Here is a 16735-nt window from a genome sequence, read left to right as displayed (position 1 = left end):
CAAAAAAATGTGCATTTCATCCTTTTTTTTGAACATAACAACGGATTTTTTTCAACTTGTCGGTGTATTTTGCTCTTTAATAACGAGGGTGGAAATGAATTATTGTTGTATTTTTGAAATAAAAATTGTGAAGTCATAATATCGCGCTTTAATAGCCGTTATTCTACTGTTAAATTTAAAGTCTTGTTAAAACAAGGATAAGGTTTAGATTTTATTTGAGACTAAAAAGGAAAATCAATACATGAAAAATTGCTATTTAATCGTTCTATCATTATTTACGATGTTTTGTTTTGGACAACAAAAAAAATTTAGCATCAATTGGAACGGAAATAAGATTTTACAAACCGCGTATAGTAAAATTGAAGTGCCTGCTTTTGATGCTGATCATTTTAATTATAATGATACCTATGGATTAACCTATTTTGCGCAATGGGAAAGCAAAGGAGGCTCAATAGATGAGAATTCAGTGCAATTAACCAATATTGTTTACGAAATCATTTCTAAAGCGGAACTAAAGGATTTAAATCCTGAATTAATTCCTAATTCGCCTAAGTATTCATTGAACAATACCAACGCTAGAGATAAGCGAGCAACTTATTTTGAATTGTGTCCTATTATAAAGGACAATGGCGCTTATAAAAAAATAACCAGTTTCACTTTAATATATAACATACGTTCTGGTGGATCTGGAAATAGTGCTAGAGGCGTGAATGAAATTACAAGTTCAGTTTTAAGCACAGGGCAATGGTATCGTTTTTACATAGAAGAATCTGGTGTCTATCAATTATCTAAAAGTTTTTTAAGTAGTTTGGGCATTAATACCAACTCGGTAGATCCAAGGAATATTAAAATTTATGGTAATGGAGGACGAATGTTGCCTTTACAGAATTCTGCCAATTATCCTTTTGATGTTGTAGAAAACGCCGTAAAATTTGTGGGAGAAGAGGACGGAAGTTTTGACAACAACGATTATATCCTTTTTTATGGTGAAGGCCCTAAAACCTATAGTGAAGAAAGTGAAACCAATATCAATTTATATACCGATAAAACATATTACTACGTAAATGTAAGCTCGGGAACAGGAAAGCGTATGCTGCCTATGCCAACCATTAATGCTGCTGCGGATTTTCAAATTAATACCTTTCAAGATTACCAGTTCTATGAAGTTGATGAATACAACCTTGCAAAATTAGGTCGTAAATGGTTTGGTGATGAATTTGATATTGAAAACCAACGAACTTATGATTTTGAATTTCCTAACCTGGTGACTACTGTTCCCGTAGATTTTAAAATTGTTGTTGGTTCCGTTTCAGAAACACTTGGATCTACAATGGGTATTACAATAAATGGTAATCAAGTTTCAACTTTGGGTTTGGGAATAATAAGCCCTGGTTCAGTTTTAGCGACAGAGCGAACTTATTCTGGTCAACAAAATATTACTTCTAATGCTATTTCAGTAACATTAGATTATAATAATAACGGAAATCCTTCAGCAAACGCATATCTTAATTATATTAATATTGAAGCCACCAGAAATTTAATATACGATGGAGGCCAATTAGTTTTCAAAAATAAAGACGTTATTACAACACCAGGAATTGCTGAATATAACTTATCTAGCGCATCGTCGGTATCTGAAGTTTGGGATATTACAGATCGTTTTAATGTGAGTAATTTTATAAATTCAACCAGTGCAACTAACATAGATTTTAAGGCACAATCTGGTGAAGAAAGAACGTATTTGGCATTTTCTTATTCAAGCGTTTTATCACCATTAAAAGACGCGAGGTCAACTGTGGCTAATCAAAATTTAAAAGGAACTATTTTTAATAATAACCAAGGTGAGTTTGAAGATATTGATTATATCATTTTATCTCCATCTCAGTTTTTGTCTCAAGCAGAACGGTTAGCTGAAATTAATAGAAATCAATACAATTTAAATGTAAAAGTAGTTGATTTACAAACTATTTATAATGAGTTTAGTACAGGTAGCCAAGATATTGCTGCGTTAAGAAATTTTATTAAATATGTATATGATAATGCAAGTACTCCTAGTAAACGCCTTAAATATCTTTGTTTATTTGGTGATGGATCTTACGATTATAAAAATAGGTTAAACAATAATACAAACTTGGTGCCTTCATGGTATTCAATGTCTAGTTTTAGCCTTTCTAGTTCATTTGTTTCAGATGATTTCTATGCCATGTTAGATGATAATGAAGGCGGAATGACAACAAGTATTGACAGAATGGATATTGCTGTTGGTAGAATTTTAGCAGAAGATCTGCAGCGAGCTAAAGAAATGGTCGATAAAATTAATTCATATTATCAATCTGATGCCTATGGCAGTTGGCGAAATAATATAGTACTTATTTCTGATGATGTTGATGTGCAATGGGAAAGAATTCTGCAAGAAACAACCGATGGCATTGGAGAGGAAATAAAAGCGGAAAATCCTTTTATGAATGTAAAAAAAATGCATGCCGATGCTTTTGAACAAGAATCTTCGGCTGCGGGTAATCGTTATCCTAAGGTAAACAAAGCTATTAAGGATGCGATTGAAGTTGGAGCTTTAGTGGTTAATTATTTTGGGCATGGTGGTGAGGATGGTTTAGCAAAGGAGCGTATTTTCGATAAGTTCGACGCTCAGGAAGTTAACAATATCTGTAAGTTTAATTTATTTGTAACAATAACTTGTGAATATACCAAGTTCGATGATCCAAACAGAGATACAGCAGGTGAGTTTACTTTTTGGAATAAAAATGGTGGTGCAATAGGACTTGTTACTTCTACACGGCAAATTTTTGTTACTGTTGGAGTATCTTATAATGAAGTGTTTAATGATTATTTATTTGCTTTTAACAACAATGAATACCCTTCGGTAGCTGAAGTATTAAGAAGAACAAAAATAGACAATAGTATTGCTGGGATTACTCAGAAACGATTAATATTTCTGATAGGGGACCCTGCAATGAAACTGGCATTTCCGAAACCAGATATTAAATTAACTAAAGTTAATGATGTAGATATTACACAGCCTATTGACACGTTAAAGGCTCTAAGTTACACAAAGATGGCTGGTGAAGTTGTAGATATTAACGGTAATCTATTATCAAATTATAATGGTACACTAACGGCTACTATTTTTGATAAACAAATAGATAGACAGACCTTAGCTAATGATGGTGTTACAGATAATAATGGTCCAATAATTTTAGATTTTATCACATTAGGTGAAGTAGTTTTTAAAGGACAAGCAAGTGTAGAAAATGGACAGTTTGAATTCGACTTTATTGTACCAAGAGATATTGGGATTCCCGTTGGCAATGGCAAAGTTAGTTTTTATGCACAAACAGATAACCCACTTTCTGATCAGGCAGGAGCTAATTTCGATGTTAAAATTGGTGGTATTAACGAAAATGCAGCAGAAGATAATATCGGACCCGTCATTAATTTGTTTATGAATGATGAAAACTTTGTTTCTGGTGGTATAACCAACGAATCACCAACCTTGCTAGCTAAGCTTCAAGATGAGAATGGCATTAATACAGCCAGTGGCATTGGTCACGATATTACGGCGATAATTGATGGTGACGAAACCAATCCAATAGTTCTAAACAATTACTACCAAGCCAATGTAGATGATTATACCAATGGTGTTGTTACCTATCCTTTTAGGGATTTAGAGCCAGGCTTACATACCTTAACTTTAAAGGCTTGGGATGTCTATAATAATTCGTCGACGGCAGAAATTCAGTTTGTGGTTTTTGATAAAGATGAAGAATTAGTAATCAATAACGTATTAAATTACCCCAATCCATTTGTGAGTTATACAGAATTTTGGTTCAATCACAATAGTGTAGAACCTTTAGATATTTCTGTTCAGATATTCACGGTTTCTGGTAAATTAGTGAGAACTTTAAATGGTCAAACCTCAGGAGGAAGTAAGGCCGTTAGCTCATTGTCCAAAGACATTGTTTGGGATGGAAGAGACGATTTTGGTGATAAAATAGGAAAAGGAGTCTATGTCTATAAACTAAAAGTGAAATCTAACCGTTTGAATAAACAAGTTGAAAAGATTCAAAAATTGGTAATATTATAAAATGCCATAAATGTTTTCATTTTTTTTGAAAAATTAAGATGAAATAAGATTGAATTCGAAGCATAAACAAAAAGTTTAAATAATAATTTATATTTGCAAACGTTTTAAACTACCCAATTGGTGTTAAAACCACAATAATTAAACATGAAAAAACACATCTTAGCCGTAATGGCTTTTGCTACAATTAGCGCAACATTTGCTCAAGAAAATACCATTCAAGAAATACCAAGCACTTTCGATAGTCGAGTAATTACAACCGGTTTACCGTTTATGCTTATTTCACCAGATGCAAGATCTGCAGCCATGGGTGATATGGGTGTGGCAACTTCTGTTGATGGATTTTCACAACAGTACAATCCTGCAAAATATGCCTTTTCTGAAGCTAAGCAAGGTGTGGGATTAAGTTATACACCTTATTTAACACGATTGGTAAATGATATTTCATTGAGTTACTTAACTTATTTTAATAGATTAAATGAATTCAGTGCATTTTCTGCAAGTCTTAAGTATTTTTCATTAGGGGAAATAGTGCTGACCCAAGATGCTAATGATCCTGGTGTGGCCGTTAAACCAAATGAATTTGCTATTGATGCCGCTTATTCGTTGCGATTAAGTGATCAATTTGCTATGGCTGTAGCTTTACGTTACATGAGGTCGGCCTTAAGAATAGGACAGGTTGATCCCAATGCACAACCAGGTAGCACATTTGGTGCAGACATCACGGGTTATTATCAAAGTGAGGAAGAAGCTTATAATGATTTTAACGGTCGATGGAGATTGGGCTTTGCCATTCAGAATTTAGGACCACGATTTAAGTACGATGATGGAGGACAGGAAGTATTTCAACCTACCAATTTGAGATTGGGTGCCGGGTTTGATTTTATTTTCGATCAATACAGTAAATTGGGCGTCTCTGCTGAGGTCTCTAAGTATTTAGTGCCTACACCGCCAATTATCGGAGATAGAATTGTGTTTACGGATGTTGGAGGTCCAGACGGTACAGGGCCAGATGGCGTATTTAATCCAGATGATGGGGATTTTCAGAACGATGACCAATTAGAAGCTTCAGAACAAGATATTATCCTTGAAGGTCAAGACCCAAACGTTAGTTTTTTAACTGGCGTTTTCCAATCGTTCGGTGATGCACCAGGCGGTTTTAGTGAAGAGTTAAGGGAGTTTACTTGGGCTTTAGGAGCAGAATATACCTACCAAGACAACTTTGCATTTAGAGCAGGTTACTTCAACGAAGCAGATGATAAAGGCGCACGTAAATTTTTTGCCTTAGGAGCAGGTTTTAAATACACAACCATTGGTCTTGATTTATCCTATTTATTTTCGGCTTCCAAAATTCAAAGTCCTTTAGAAAATACCTTGCGTTTTTCTTTAACATTTAATTTTGGAGATGGCGAATATGATGAATATTAGAATTTAGTATTAAATTTATATATTAAAACTATTGTTTCTTAAAGCAATAGTTTTTTTGTCTAATACCAATCTGACATTAAAATATTATATAAACATTAAGCATATGAAGGAAGTTAAAATTGAAACTGTACTACAAGTTTATGATGATATCAATGAGCTTCCTAAGGCAATTCAAAACTTAATGCATACGGCCATTGAGGCAAGGGAAAATGCTTATGCACCTTATTCCAAATTTAATGTTGGAGCGGCGCTTTTACTCGATAATAGTATTGAGGTTATTGGTAGTAATCAAGAAAATGCCTGTTTTCCTTCGGGTTTATGTGCTGAGCGAACAGCCATTTATTATGCAAGTGCCAAATATCCAAAAGCCAAAATTTTAAAAATGGCAATAACGGCTTCATCCCAAAATCAAGTGACCGACCAACCAATTCCGCCTTGTGGTGCCTGCCGACAGTCTATTGCAGAATACGAAGTTAAGCAGAAACAACCTATAGAAATATATTTTATGGGAGCGAAAGGCAAGGTTGTAAAATCAAATTCTTTGGCCAATCTATTGCCACTTCTTTTCGAAAATTCAGTATTATAGTGTTTTCGTTGCATTAAATTCAGTAATCTCCATTTTTTTTACGACATACAGTTTCTTCATTATTTTCTAAAGTGTTATTTTTGTTATTCTATTTTTATAAAAAGAACTCATCAAGAAATGCAAAAAATAACCAAAGAAGTTTACCTAAAGTGGTACGAGGACATGTTGTTCTGGCGAAAGTTTGAAGACAAGCTTGCCGCAGTTTATATTCAACAAAAAGTTAGAGGATTCCTTCATTTATATAATGGACAAGAAGCTGTTTTAGCAGGTGCTCTGCATGCTATGGATTTAACTAAGGACAAAATGATTACGGCTTACCGAAATCACGTTCAGCCCATAGGTATGGGTGTAGATCCTAAACGTGTAATGGCAGAATTGTTTGGAAAAGCTACAGGAACGTCCCAAGGTCTTGGAGGATCCATGCATATTTTTTCTAAAGAACACCGTTTTTATGGTGGTCACGGTATTGTAGGTGGTCAGATCCCATTAGGCGCTGGTATTGCTTTTGGTGATAAGTATCATGATAAAGATGCCGTAACATTATGTTGCTTTGGCGATGGCGCTGCAAGACAAGGGTCGTTGCACGAAACCTTCAACTTAGCGATGTTGTGGAATTTACCGGTAGTATTTGTGTGTGAAAACAACGGTTATGCGATGGGAACTTCGGTGGCACGTACTTCAAATCACACAGAGATTTGGAAATTAGGTTTAGGCTATGATATGCCTTCTGGACCAGTGGATGGTATGAATCCTATTAAGGTTGCAGAAGCGTTTGATGAAGCCATTCAACGCGCCAGAAAAGGTGGAGGACCTTCATTTTTAGAAGTAAAAACGTATCGATATAGAGGGCATTCAATGTCTGATGCACAACATTACAGAACGAAGGATGAGGTTGCGGAATACAAGAAAATTGACCCGATTACACAAGTAAAAGAAATTATTCTTGATAAGGAATATGCAACAGAAGCAGATTTGAAAGCGATTGATAAGGATGTGAAAAAGCGTGTTGCGGGATGCGAGAAATTTGCAGACGAATCACCTTATCCAGACAAAAATGTGATGTACGATGCTGTATATGAGCAAGAAGATTACCCATTTATAGATCACAAAATTAAGTAAGCTATGGCAGAAGTAATAAATATGCCGCGTTTGAGCGACACCATGGAAGAGGGAACAGTTGCCTCTTGGTTAAAACAAGTTGGTGATAAAGTTGAAGAAGGCGATATTTTAGCGGAAATAGAAACGGATAAAGCAACGATGGAATTCGAGTCCTTCAATGAAGGCACACTTCTCCATATTGGTATCCAAGAAGGTGAAACCGCTAAGGTAGATACATTGTTAGCTATTATTGGCGATGAAGGAGAAGATATTTCGAGTTATTTAAATGGCGAGTCAAAAGATGATGCTGATGATAAAGATGATGCTGAGGATAAAGAAAAACCTGAGAATAAAGAATCCAAAGATTCTAAAAATGAAAAAGCCGAAGAAACTTCAGAGGATTCAGGTTCAGATAATGATGAAGAATTACCGGAAGGTGTTATAGTGGTTACCATGCCACGCTTAAGTGATACCATGGAAGAAGGTACGGTTGCCACATGGTTAAAGAAAGTTGGTGATGAAGTAGAGGAAGGCGATATTTTAGCCGAAATCGAAACGGATAAAGCCACTATGGAATTCGAGTCCTTTCAATCTGGAAACTTATTGCATATAGGTTTACAGGAAGGCGAATCGGCAAAAGTAGATGAGTTATTAGCGATTATTGGCCCTAAAGGAACGGATGTTTCTGGCGTTGCTAAAAACTTTAAAGTTGAAGGTGGTGAAACAAAAAAAGAAGCACCTAAGGCCGAAACTAAAAAAGAAGCTCCGAAAGAAGCAGCTAAAAAAGAAGAACCAAAGAAAGAATCTCCAAAAGTCTCAACCCCTAGTTCAAGTGCAGATGGATCACGAATATTTGCATCGCCTTTAGCTAAGAAAATGGCTGAAGAAAAAGGAATCAATCTAGGTCAAGTTAAAGGTTCGGGAGAAAATGGTCGTATTGTAAAGAAAGATATTGAAAACTTTACACCAGCATCGCAATCAGCTTCAGTAGGTAAATTTGTTCCAACTGGACAGGAAGATTTTGATGAAGTGCCTAATTCCAATATGCGTAAAGCCATTGCTAAAAACTTAGCAAAATCTAAATTTACGGCGCCACATTATTATTTGAATGTGGAGTTTGATATGGATAATGCCATAGCATTCAGAGGACAATATAATTCTATTCCAGATACAAAAATTTCATATAATGATATCGTTGTGAAAGCTTGTGCACTAGCACTAAAGCAACACCCACAGGTGAATTCACAATGGTTTGATGATAAAATGCGATTGAACAACCATGTGCACATTGGTGTCGCAGTTGCAGTGCCAGACGGATTGTTAGTGCCAGTTGTTAAATTTGCCAATGAGCAGAGTTTAACTCAAATTGGAGCAGCCGTTAGGGAATTCGCTGGAAAAGCAAGAAATAAAAAGTTAGGATTGGACGAGATGGAAGGTAGTACCTTTACCATTTCAAACTTAGGGATGTTTGGTATCGATAGCTTTACATCGATTATCAATCAACCTAATTCTGCAATTTTATCCGTTGGAAACATTGTTGAAAAACCAGTGGTAAGAAACGGACAAATCGTAGTTGGTAACACCATGAAATTATGCTTAGCTTGTGACCACAGAACGGTTGATGGTGCAACAGGAGCGCAATTCCTTCAAACTTTAAAAGGCTACATTGAAAATCCTGTGACGATGTTGGTTTGACAAATTCCCACGAAAGGGTAAACCTCAGAATAAAATTAAAATCCTGATTTGTTCCGCTAACCATCGCGATTCGAATCAGGATTTTTTATCTTTAAATTCAAAAAATCATCCGTTATGAAAAAAGTATTAGTAATATTCTTGGTTCTATCAATATTTTCTTGTTCGCTAGGGAAAAAAGGAACGGACGGAAAGCCTGGAAAAGACGGTGTAAATATTAAGCCTACAATTACAGCAGTTGGTATAAAAGCAAGTATGGATTATTTGGCTTCAGATGTTTTGGAAGGTCGTGCCACGGGAAGTCAAGGTATTGAGGATGCTGCGATATTTATAGAAAACTATTTAATGTCGAAAGGCATTAAGCCATATTTTGAATCCTATCGCGATTCTTTCAAAGTGAATGATCTGCATGGCTATAATATTGTAGGAGTGGTGGAAGGAAACGACCCTGAACTCAAAAATGAGTATATTATACTTGGAGGTCACTATGATCATATTGGTAAAGGGAAAGTGGTGGAAGGCGATTCCATTGCCAATGGCGCAAATGATGACGCTTCAGGAACCATTGCCGCTATGGAGTTAGGAAGGTATTTCGCCAAATCAAAAACCAATAAACGCAGTATTTTAATTACGTTATATGATGCTGAAGAATTAGGTTTAAAAGGTTCCGGACATTTAGCTGAGCGTTTAAAAAATGAGGACTTTAACGCCTACACCATGATTAATTTTGAAATGATCGGTGTGCCAAGGGCAGAAAATGAAACCATGGCCTATATGAGCGGCTTTGAACGTTCTAATTTTGCAGAAACTTTAAATAGATATGCAGGAGATACCGTTGTTGGATTTTTTCCAAAAGCAAAAGAATTTAATTTATTTATGAGATCTGATAATTTCCCGTTCTTTAAGGCATTGAATATTCCGGCGCATGCCATTTCAACTTTTGATTTTACAAATTATGACTATTATCACCATGTGGATGATGAAGTGGATAAAATGGATTTCCAACATATGGAAAAATTTTTAAATAAAATGATTCCTGCATTTGAAGGCATGATGAACGCACCAATTAAAGAAATTGTATTAAATGAAGAGTAAGAATATAATTATAACAGGAACTAGCAGAGGTATTGGGTTTGAACTTGTACATCTTTTCGCCAATCAAGGTCACAATGTTCTGGCATTGTCCCGAAACGCAAAGCCGGTAAGTAATTTGCATTTTGATAATATTTCGTCTTTTGCTTTTGATCTTTGTAACCAAGATGATTATCAAAACGTAGTGAAATTTGTTGAAACCGAATGGAAACATGTTGATATTTTAATCAATAATGCAGGCGCAATAATCAATAAACCTTTTGCCGAAACTACATTTCAAGATTTTACCAAAGTATATCAAACGAATGTTTTTGGTGTTTCCGAATTAACAAGAACCGTTCTACCATTTATGAAAAGTGATGGACACGTGGTAACCATTAGTTCTATGGGAGGCATTCAAGGAAGTATGAAATTCCCGGGATTATCGGCTTATAGCTCAAGTAAAGGCGCTGTAATTACTTTGGTAGAATTATTAGCCGAAGAATATAAAGAAACTGGACCGCAATTTAATGTTTTGGCATTGGGAGCCGTACAAACCGAAATGTTAGAGGAAGCTTTTCCTGGTTATCAAGCACCAACGACTGCAAAGGAAATGGCTACATATATTCAAGATTTTGCGCTAACCGGAAATAAATATTACAACGGTAAAGTGTTGCAGGTTTCCAATTCTACGCCTTAATATAGAATATCAATCGGCTTCAAACCGCCTCAATCTATTTTGTGTGGTTTTTAATTCTGATTGTAAATAATCAATCTTTTCCAAGAGATTAAAAACCGTATCGATACCTTCAAAATTAAGATGGAGATCTTGGTGCAAACGAATCATTTTTTCAATATCCGCAATTTGATCTTGATGGATGCAATAGGTTTTTTCAACTGAGATGTATTCAATGAGTCCATACTCGCTTAAACCATCAAAAAAAGACATTTCTATTTGGTAGTGTGTACATAAACTCGGAATTGGTATAAGCTGTGTGTCTTTCATGTCTATTGTAATTTTGCCAGTTCTTCAAAAAGTTCTTTTTCTTTGTCAGATAATTTTTGGGGTAATTCAATAGTATAAGTAATAAATAAATCCCCGAATTGGCCATCTTTTTTATATTTAGGAAACCCTTTGCCTTTCAACTTTACTTGCGTACCGTTTTGGGTTAATGGTTTTAGATTTAATTTTACTTTACCATCGAAGGTGTCAATGGTAACATCTCCTCCAAGAACCGCTTTGTACAAATCTAGATTTACCGTTTTATAAAGGTTGCCTTCATCACGTTTAAATTCTGTGTTATTGATGATATTAAACTCAATGAGTAAATCACCATGAGGTCCACCATTAACGCCTGGTCCACCTTTGCCTTTAATTTTAATAATTTGTCCATTGGTTACTCCTGCAGGAATGGTCAATCGAATATTCTTTCCATTAACAGTCAAAACCCTTTTCTCAGTGGTGTAAACATCTCTTAAATTAAGTTGGAGTTGGGCATTGAAATCTTGGCCTCTAAATCTTGTGTTGCCACCTCTGCCAGCAAATCCTCCTCCAAACATCGATTCAAAAAAATCAGAATACTCACCATCGCCAAAACCTTCAAAACTAGAGCCACCTTGATACTGTCGTTGTTGATTTGCCTGGCGCTGTTGTTGATGTGCCTGCTCGTAAGCTTCGCCATGCTGCCAATTTTCACCGTATTTGTCGTATTTTTTTCGGTTCTCGTCATTACTCAATACTTCGTTAGCTTCATTGACTTTCTTAAACTGTAACTCAGCTTCTTTGTCATTCGGGTTTAAATCGGGATGGTATTTTCTGGCCAACTTTCTATAAGCTTTTTTGATATCGCTTTTAGAAGCACTCTTATCTAGGCCAAGTATTTTGTAATAGTCAATAAATGCCATAATTTTAGAATCTGATGTAATTTGAATTTTAAAAAAAAGTGTCTAGCTAAGTTAGTGGTTTTTTAAGCCATTATCAAGATTATCGCTGTTAAGAAAAATATAATGAACGTGTTCAATAAAAAAGGGAAGAAAACAAATGAAATATAAATGTATTATTTTCGATTGTGATGGCGTGTTGGTGGATAGCGAACCATTGGGAAATCAGGTTCTTGTTGATATGGCAAATGAATTGGGAGCTCATATCGATCTCGATTATGCTTATCAACATTTTAAAGGAAATGCTTTAAATAATTGTGTCAATCATATTTCGGATTTAATAGCTTTGGAATTACCTTCAAATTTCAAATCGGAATACAGACGACGTTCCTTTGAAAATTTTCAAAGGCATATCAAACCTGTTGATGGTGTTTTAGATGTTGTGAAAAGCCTTGAAATTCCATTTTGTGTGGCTTCAAGTGGCCCTGAAAATAAAATTCAACTCAATCTGGAATTAACAGGTTTGTGGCCTTATTTCAAATCTCATGTTTTTAGTTGTTATAGCATTCAAAAATGGAAACCGGATCCAGCAGTTTTTTTATGGGCAGCGGACACTATGGGCTTTCGACCTTCGGAATGTGTGGTGATCGAAGACAGCCTCGTCGGTGTTAGTGCTGCCATAGAAGGTGGTTTTGACGTGTTTGGTTTTACGGGGCATGACTATAGAAATGAGTTACAAGAAAAAGCAACCAAAACGTTTGATAACTTTTTAAATTTAACAGAGCTACTGGAATATTGAGAGATTTTTTATATTTATAAAAAAATTGGATAATGTCAAAAGAATTACACGCCTTAAAAATTTTTTTATCGGTCTTTTTTTTAAGCTTTGCTATTAATAATCAGGTTTATAGCCAAACTTTTGAACGGGCTGAAATTGCGGCAGGTCTGGGGATTCTTGAAGAAAATAATGGAGTTGCCGTTGCTGATTACGATGGTGATAATGATCTCGATATTTTTGTGGTCGCCAAAGCAAAGGACGATACCGACAGTCCAAAAACTCTGAGCCGTTTATTTAGAAATGAAAATAATGGCTCTTTTACAGATGTCACCGAAATTGCTGGTTTTCAGAATTTATTAAATCAAGACGAAGGCGGTGAAGATTATTTTGGATTAGATGGTTTTAAAAATGGAGCCTTTTGGGGTGATTTTAACAATGATGGGTTTCCAGATTTATTCTTAACATATTCTTTTAAAGTACAATTATGGAGAAACCTCGGTAATGGTTCATTTGCAAATATCTCCGAAATAGCTGGTTTTGGTACTGTGAACGAATGCCGTAATACTGGTGCGACATGGTTCGATTATAACAATGACGGCTTATTGGATATTTATATTAACGACTGGGATGCTTGTGGAAGTAATCAACTTTATAATAATAATGGTAATAACACATTTACTGATGTTACAGGCTCTGCAGGTATTGAAACGACATTGGATTTGGCCAGTTATGTAGCAATGCCTTTTGATTTCAATGATGATGGTTTTATGGACTTGTTAGTTTCTAATGATTTAAGCAAACCCAATAGTCTTTTCATAAACAATGCCGGGACTAACTTTACAGAACAGGCGGCAGCTTACGGTGTAGGAACGGCGGGAGATGATATGGGGATTTCAATGGTTGACTATAATAACGATGGGGACTTTGATATTTTTGTTACCGCAATAGAAGATAATTTCTTTTTGGATAACACTGGCGATAATACCTTTGTGGAAATCGCCAATACATTGAATGTTGGCTTTACTAATTGGGCTTGGGGTAATAGTTTTTCTGATTTCGATTTAGATGGTGATGAGGATCTGTATATCGCTAACGGTTTTGAATTTTTAGATACAAGTACACAGCCAAATTTCTATTTTAGAAACTTAACAGCCCAAGGACAAGTAACTTTTTCAGATGCTTCAACCGAACTGGGACTAAACGACCAAACCATTAGTGTTGAAGCGATTGATTGGGATTATGATAATGATGGAGATATAGACTTATTTGTCACTAACAGTGATGGGCCTTCATTTTTATATGAAAACAAGACCTTGAATTTTGATGATACAGACGCCACTTTACATTGGTTTAAAATTCAATTGGAAGGTACAACATCAAATCGTGATGCCATTGGTACAACTTTAACCTTAACAACAGCAAATGGAACTTTAAAACGGTATCACTCAGGTGTTGGTTTTTTATCCCAAAGTTTACAAGCGGTTCATTTTGGGCTGAATGATGCCACATTAATAACAGAACTACAAATAAAATGGCCATCGGGTTTAATTGAAACCTTTAATAATCTAAATGCAGATATTACAATAATGGCCACCGAAGGTCAAGGTTACCAAATCTTGGATATTTTACCAAGTCAGAAAATTTATGGTTGTACTGACCCAATGTCTTGTAATTATGACCCTTTGGCGACATTAGAAGATGGTTCATGCACGTACTTGGAATCACAGACTATAGAAGGAAACAACTCCTCTTCGTTTTTAAGCACAGAAACATATAGTTATAATATATCTGACGGCTCAAGTGCGAATTGGCAAGTTAGTGGTGGTGAGATTTTAAGCGGACAAGGAACAGACACCATAACCGTGAAATGGCATTTAGAAGAAAGTGGTCAAATTAGTGTTTTGGAATCGGATGCCGATTGTTCCAGTTTGCCAGTAATGCTTGATGTGGAATTGGGTGCCGACAATCTTCCGGAAAATATGTCCGTAGCAAGACTCTGGAACGAGGCGTTACTTGAAGCTATAAGAACCGATTTTGCAAGACCAACTGTTCATGCCAGAAACTTATTTCATGCGAGTGTTGCGATGTACGATACTTGGGCGATTTATGATGAAACTGCAAGACCTTACCTAATGGGAAATACCGTAAATGGTTTTAGCAGTGAACTGGAAACCGTTGTACCCATTGAAAGCATTGAAGAATCCCAAAAACGAGCTATCAGTTATGCTATGTATAGATTGTTGACACATCGCTTTCAAAATTCCCCTGGTGTCGAGAGTTCCCAAGCAATATTCGATTTAATTATGGATAAGCTAGGTTATGATACCAACTATTCATCTTTGTTGTATGAATTTGGAAATGCTGCAGCCTTAGGAAATTATGTCGCTCAAACGATTATTGATTATGGTTTGCAGGATGGTTCTAGAGAAGCTACCGGCTATGATAATGCCTATTACCAACCCGTAAATGCGCCTTATGCTTTAGATATTAGTGGCAACGATCCTATTTTCAATCCTAACCGATGGCAACCACTGGGTTTGGACACCTTTATAGATCAAGGTGGAAACATTGTGGATGGCAATGTACCTCCGTTTTTAAGTCCGGAATGGGGAAATGTCTCCTCTTTTGCCTTAACAGATGACGATAAAGTAACTAATGAGCGCGATGGGAATTTCTTCAATGTTTTTCATGATCCATCAGATCCTCCATATATAAGTTTGACGGAAGAAAACATCTCTAGCGAGTCTTACAAATGGGGCTTTTCCATGGTGTCTGTTTGGCAATCCCATCTCGACCCAAGCGACGGTGTACTTTGGGATATTTCCCCTAATACCATTGGAAATGTTGATATCAATACATTTCCAACCAATTATGAGGATTATCCTAGTTTTTATAATTTTATTGAAGGAGGAGGACAAGGCGCAGGACACACATTAAATCCAGTAACAGGTAGTCCGTACGATGTGAATATGGTGCCTCGTGGTGATTACACAAGAGTTCTTGCGGAATTTTGGGCAGATGGCCCACATTCCGAAACGCCTCCAGGACATTGGTTTACAATTTTGAATTATGTAAGCGATCATCCGCAATTTGAAAAACGTTTTCAAGGTGAAGGTGATCTTTTAAATCCTATGGAATGGGAGGTAAAATCTTATTTTATTTTAGGAGGCGGTATGCACGATTCTGCTATTTCGGCATGGAGTGTAAAAGGTTGGTACGATTATATACGACCAATTTCAGCAATTCGGTCTATGGCAGAACGCGGCCAGAGTACCGATCCGTTATTAGATAATTATCATATTGGAGGTATTCGATTAATTGAAGATTATATAGAAGTTGTAGAGGAAGGTGATCCACTAGCTGGTTTTGCAAATCAACATGTGGGCAAGATTAAACTATACACATGGAAAGGACATGATTTTATTAATAATACAGAAACAGACCAAGCAGGCGTCGGATGGATTTTGGCTGAAAATTGGTATCCATATCAGAGACCAACATTTGTAACCCCTCCTTTTGCAGGCTATGTGTCGGGACATTCTACCTTTTCTAGAGCAGCGTCAGAATTAATGACCATGATGACGGGTAGTGAATTTTTCCCTGGAGGTTTAGGGGAATTTGTTGCCAAGCAAAATGAGTTTTTGGTATTTGAAGAAGGACCTTCTGTAGATGTGGTTTTGCAATGGGCAACCTATAGAGATGCATCGGATCAAACCAGTTTAAGTCGGATTTGGGGTGGAATTCATCCGCCTGCCGATGATATTCCTGGTCGATTTATTGGGCAAGCTGTGGCTGAGAATACATTTAGTTTTGCTGTGCCTTATTTTGAAGCTGAAACTTTAACTATTGAAGATTTAGATAAAGACATGGTGATTTATCCAAATCCAACGACCAATAGAACACTTTTTATAACCCATACAGCTTTGGAGGATTCCATGGAAGTTTTTGACATTAGAGGACGTAAAATTGAAATTAGCGACAGAAGCTATGACAGTGAATCAAACACCACATCAATAAAGTTGAACACAGCCGCAACAGGTTTATATATGTTGAAGATTAATGGGAATTCTAAAATGATTGTGGTAAAGGATTGAGTATATTT

At 36.1% G+C, this 16735-nt stretch carries 11 protein-coding genes; 9 read left to right on the top strand and 2 right to left on the bottom strand.

Translation table 11 applies throughout. From position 1 onward, the window contains the following. The first annotated feature begins 241 nt into the window (after positions 1-241). The 7 genes from porU to HM987_RS14530 all read left to right on the top strand — a co-directional run bounded on the left by porU (position 242) and on the right by HM987_RS14530 (position 10674). The gene (gene porU / locus HM987_RS14560; RefSeq protein WP_179008778.1) at positions 242-4102 is read left to right on the top strand and encodes a type IX secretion system sortase PorU; all 3861 of its coding nucleotides are present in this window, start codon (positions 242-244) and stop codon (positions 4100-4102) included. 144 nt (positions 4103-4246) lie between these two features. Further along, positions 4247-5527 carry a type IX secretion system outer membrane channel protein PorV gene (porV, locus tag HM987_RS14555; protein ID WP_179008777.1) on the top strand — a complete coding sequence of 427 codons (1281 nt, stop codon included), beginning with the start codon at positions 4247-4249 and terminating at the stop codon, positions 5525-5527. Between the two features lie 103 nt (positions 5528-5630). Beyond that, on the top strand, positions 5631-6113 hold the full coding sequence (locus tag HM987_RS14550; protein ID WP_179008776.1) for a cytidine deaminase: 483 nt from the start codon (positions 5631-5633) through the stop codon (positions 6111-6113). A gap of 117 nt (positions 6114-6230) precedes the next feature. Further along, entirely contained in the window at positions 6231-7232 is a 1002-nt protein-coding gene (gene pdhA / locus HM987_RS14545) for a pyruvate dehydrogenase (acetyl-transferring) E1 component subunit alpha (RefSeq protein ID WP_179008775.1), read from the top strand. Between the two features lie 3 nt (positions 7233-7235). Then, a complete protein-coding gene (locus HM987_RS14540) occupies positions 7236-8906 on the top strand; it encodes a pyruvate dehydrogenase complex dihydrolipoamide acetyltransferase (RefSeq protein WP_179008774.1) in 1671 nt (556 codons plus the stop codon). 114 nt (positions 8907-9020) lie between these two features. Then, on the top strand, positions 9021-9998 hold the full coding sequence (locus HM987_RS14535) for a M28 family metallopeptidase (RefSeq protein ID WP_179008773.1): 978 nt from the start codon (positions 9021-9023) through the stop codon (positions 9996-9998). Further along, positions 9988-10674 carry an SDR family NAD(P)-dependent oxidoreductase gene (locus tag HM987_RS14530; protein WP_179008772.1) on the top strand — a complete coding sequence of 229 codons (687 nt, stop codon included), beginning with the start codon at positions 9988-9990 and terminating at the stop codon, positions 10672-10674. The genes HM987_RS14535 and HM987_RS14530 overlap by 11 nt, the downstream gene beginning before the upstream one ends. Positions 10675-10683: 9 nt before the next feature. Here HM987_RS14530 and HM987_RS14525 read toward each other — a convergent pair whose 3' ends face one another. After that, the gene (locus HM987_RS14525; protein WP_179008771.1) at positions 10684-10980 is read right to left on the bottom strand and encodes a chaperone modulator CbpM; all 297 of its coding nucleotides are present in this window, start codon (positions 10978-10980) and stop codon (positions 10684-10686) included. Between the two features lie 2 nt (positions 10981-10982). Next, a complete protein-coding gene (locus tag HM987_RS14520) occupies positions 10983-11879 on the bottom strand; it encodes a DnaJ C-terminal domain-containing protein (RefSeq protein ID WP_179008770.1) in 897 nt (298 codons plus the stop codon). A 136-nt stretch (positions 11880-12015) separates the two neighbouring features. Between HM987_RS14520 and HM987_RS14515 the strand changes: the two genes are divergently transcribed. Then, complete coding sequence (locus HM987_RS14515; protein ID WP_179008769.1) at positions 12016-12654, top strand: HAD family hydrolase; 639 nt, start codon at positions 12016-12018, stop codon at positions 12652-12654. A gap of 32 nt (positions 12655-12686) precedes the next feature. Next, positions 12687-16727 (top strand): FG-GAP-like repeat-containing protein, encoded by a 4041-nt coding sequence (locus tag HM987_RS14510; RefSeq protein WP_179008768.1) that lies wholly within the window; start codon positions 12687-12689, stop codon positions 16725-16727. Positions 16728-16735 lie beyond the last annotated feature (8 nt).

Source organism: Winogradskyella forsetii, from assembly GCF_013394595.1.
GTDB lineage: Bacteria > Bacteroidota > Bacteroidia > Flavobacteriales > Flavobacteriaceae > Winogradskyella > Winogradskyella forsetii.
Note: the sequence above shows the minus strand (reverse complement) of the source record. Positions and strands in the feature narration are given on the sequence as shown.

Bases quoted from the DNA above. Each gene is read 5' to 3' on its own strand.
- porU (WP_179008778.1), top strand. From the start codon at position 242: ATGAAAAATTGCTATTTAATCGTTCTATCATTATTTACGATGTTTTGT.
- porV (WP_179008777.1), top strand. From the start codon at position 4,247: ATGAAAAAACACATCTTAGCCGTAATGGCTTTTGCTACAATTAGCGCA.
- HM987_RS14550 (WP_179008776.1), top strand. From the start codon at position 5,631: ATGAAGGAAGTTAAAATTGAAACTGTACTACAAGTTTATGATGATATC.
- pdhA (WP_179008775.1), top strand. From the start codon at position 6,231: ATGCAAAAAATAACCAAAGAAGTTTACCTAAAGTGGTACGAGGACATG.
- HM987_RS14540 (WP_179008774.1), top strand. From the start codon at position 7,236: ATGGCAGAAGTAATAAATATGCCGCGTTTGAGCGACACCATGGAAGAG.
- HM987_RS14535 (WP_179008773.1), top strand. From the start codon at position 9,021: ATGAAAAAAGTATTAGTAATATTCTTGGTTCTATCAATATTTTCTTGT.
- HM987_RS14530 (WP_179008772.1), top strand. From the start codon at position 9,988: ATGAAGAGTAAGAATATAATTATAACAGGAACTAGCAGAGGTATTGGG.
- HM987_RS14525 (WP_179008771.1), bottom strand. From the start codon at position 10,980: ATGAAAGACACACAGCTTATACCAATTCCGAGTTTATGTACACACTAC.
- HM987_RS14520 (WP_179008770.1), bottom strand. From the start codon at position 11,879: ATGGCATTTATTGACTATTACAAAATACTTGGCCTAGATAAGAGTGCT.
- HM987_RS14515 (WP_179008769.1), top strand. From the start codon at position 12,016: ATGAAATATAAATGTATTATTTTCGATTGTGATGGCGTGTTGGTGGAT.
- HM987_RS14510 (WP_179008768.1), top strand. From the start codon at position 12,687: ATGTCAAAAGAATTACACGCCTTAAAAATTTTTTTATCGGTCTTTTTT.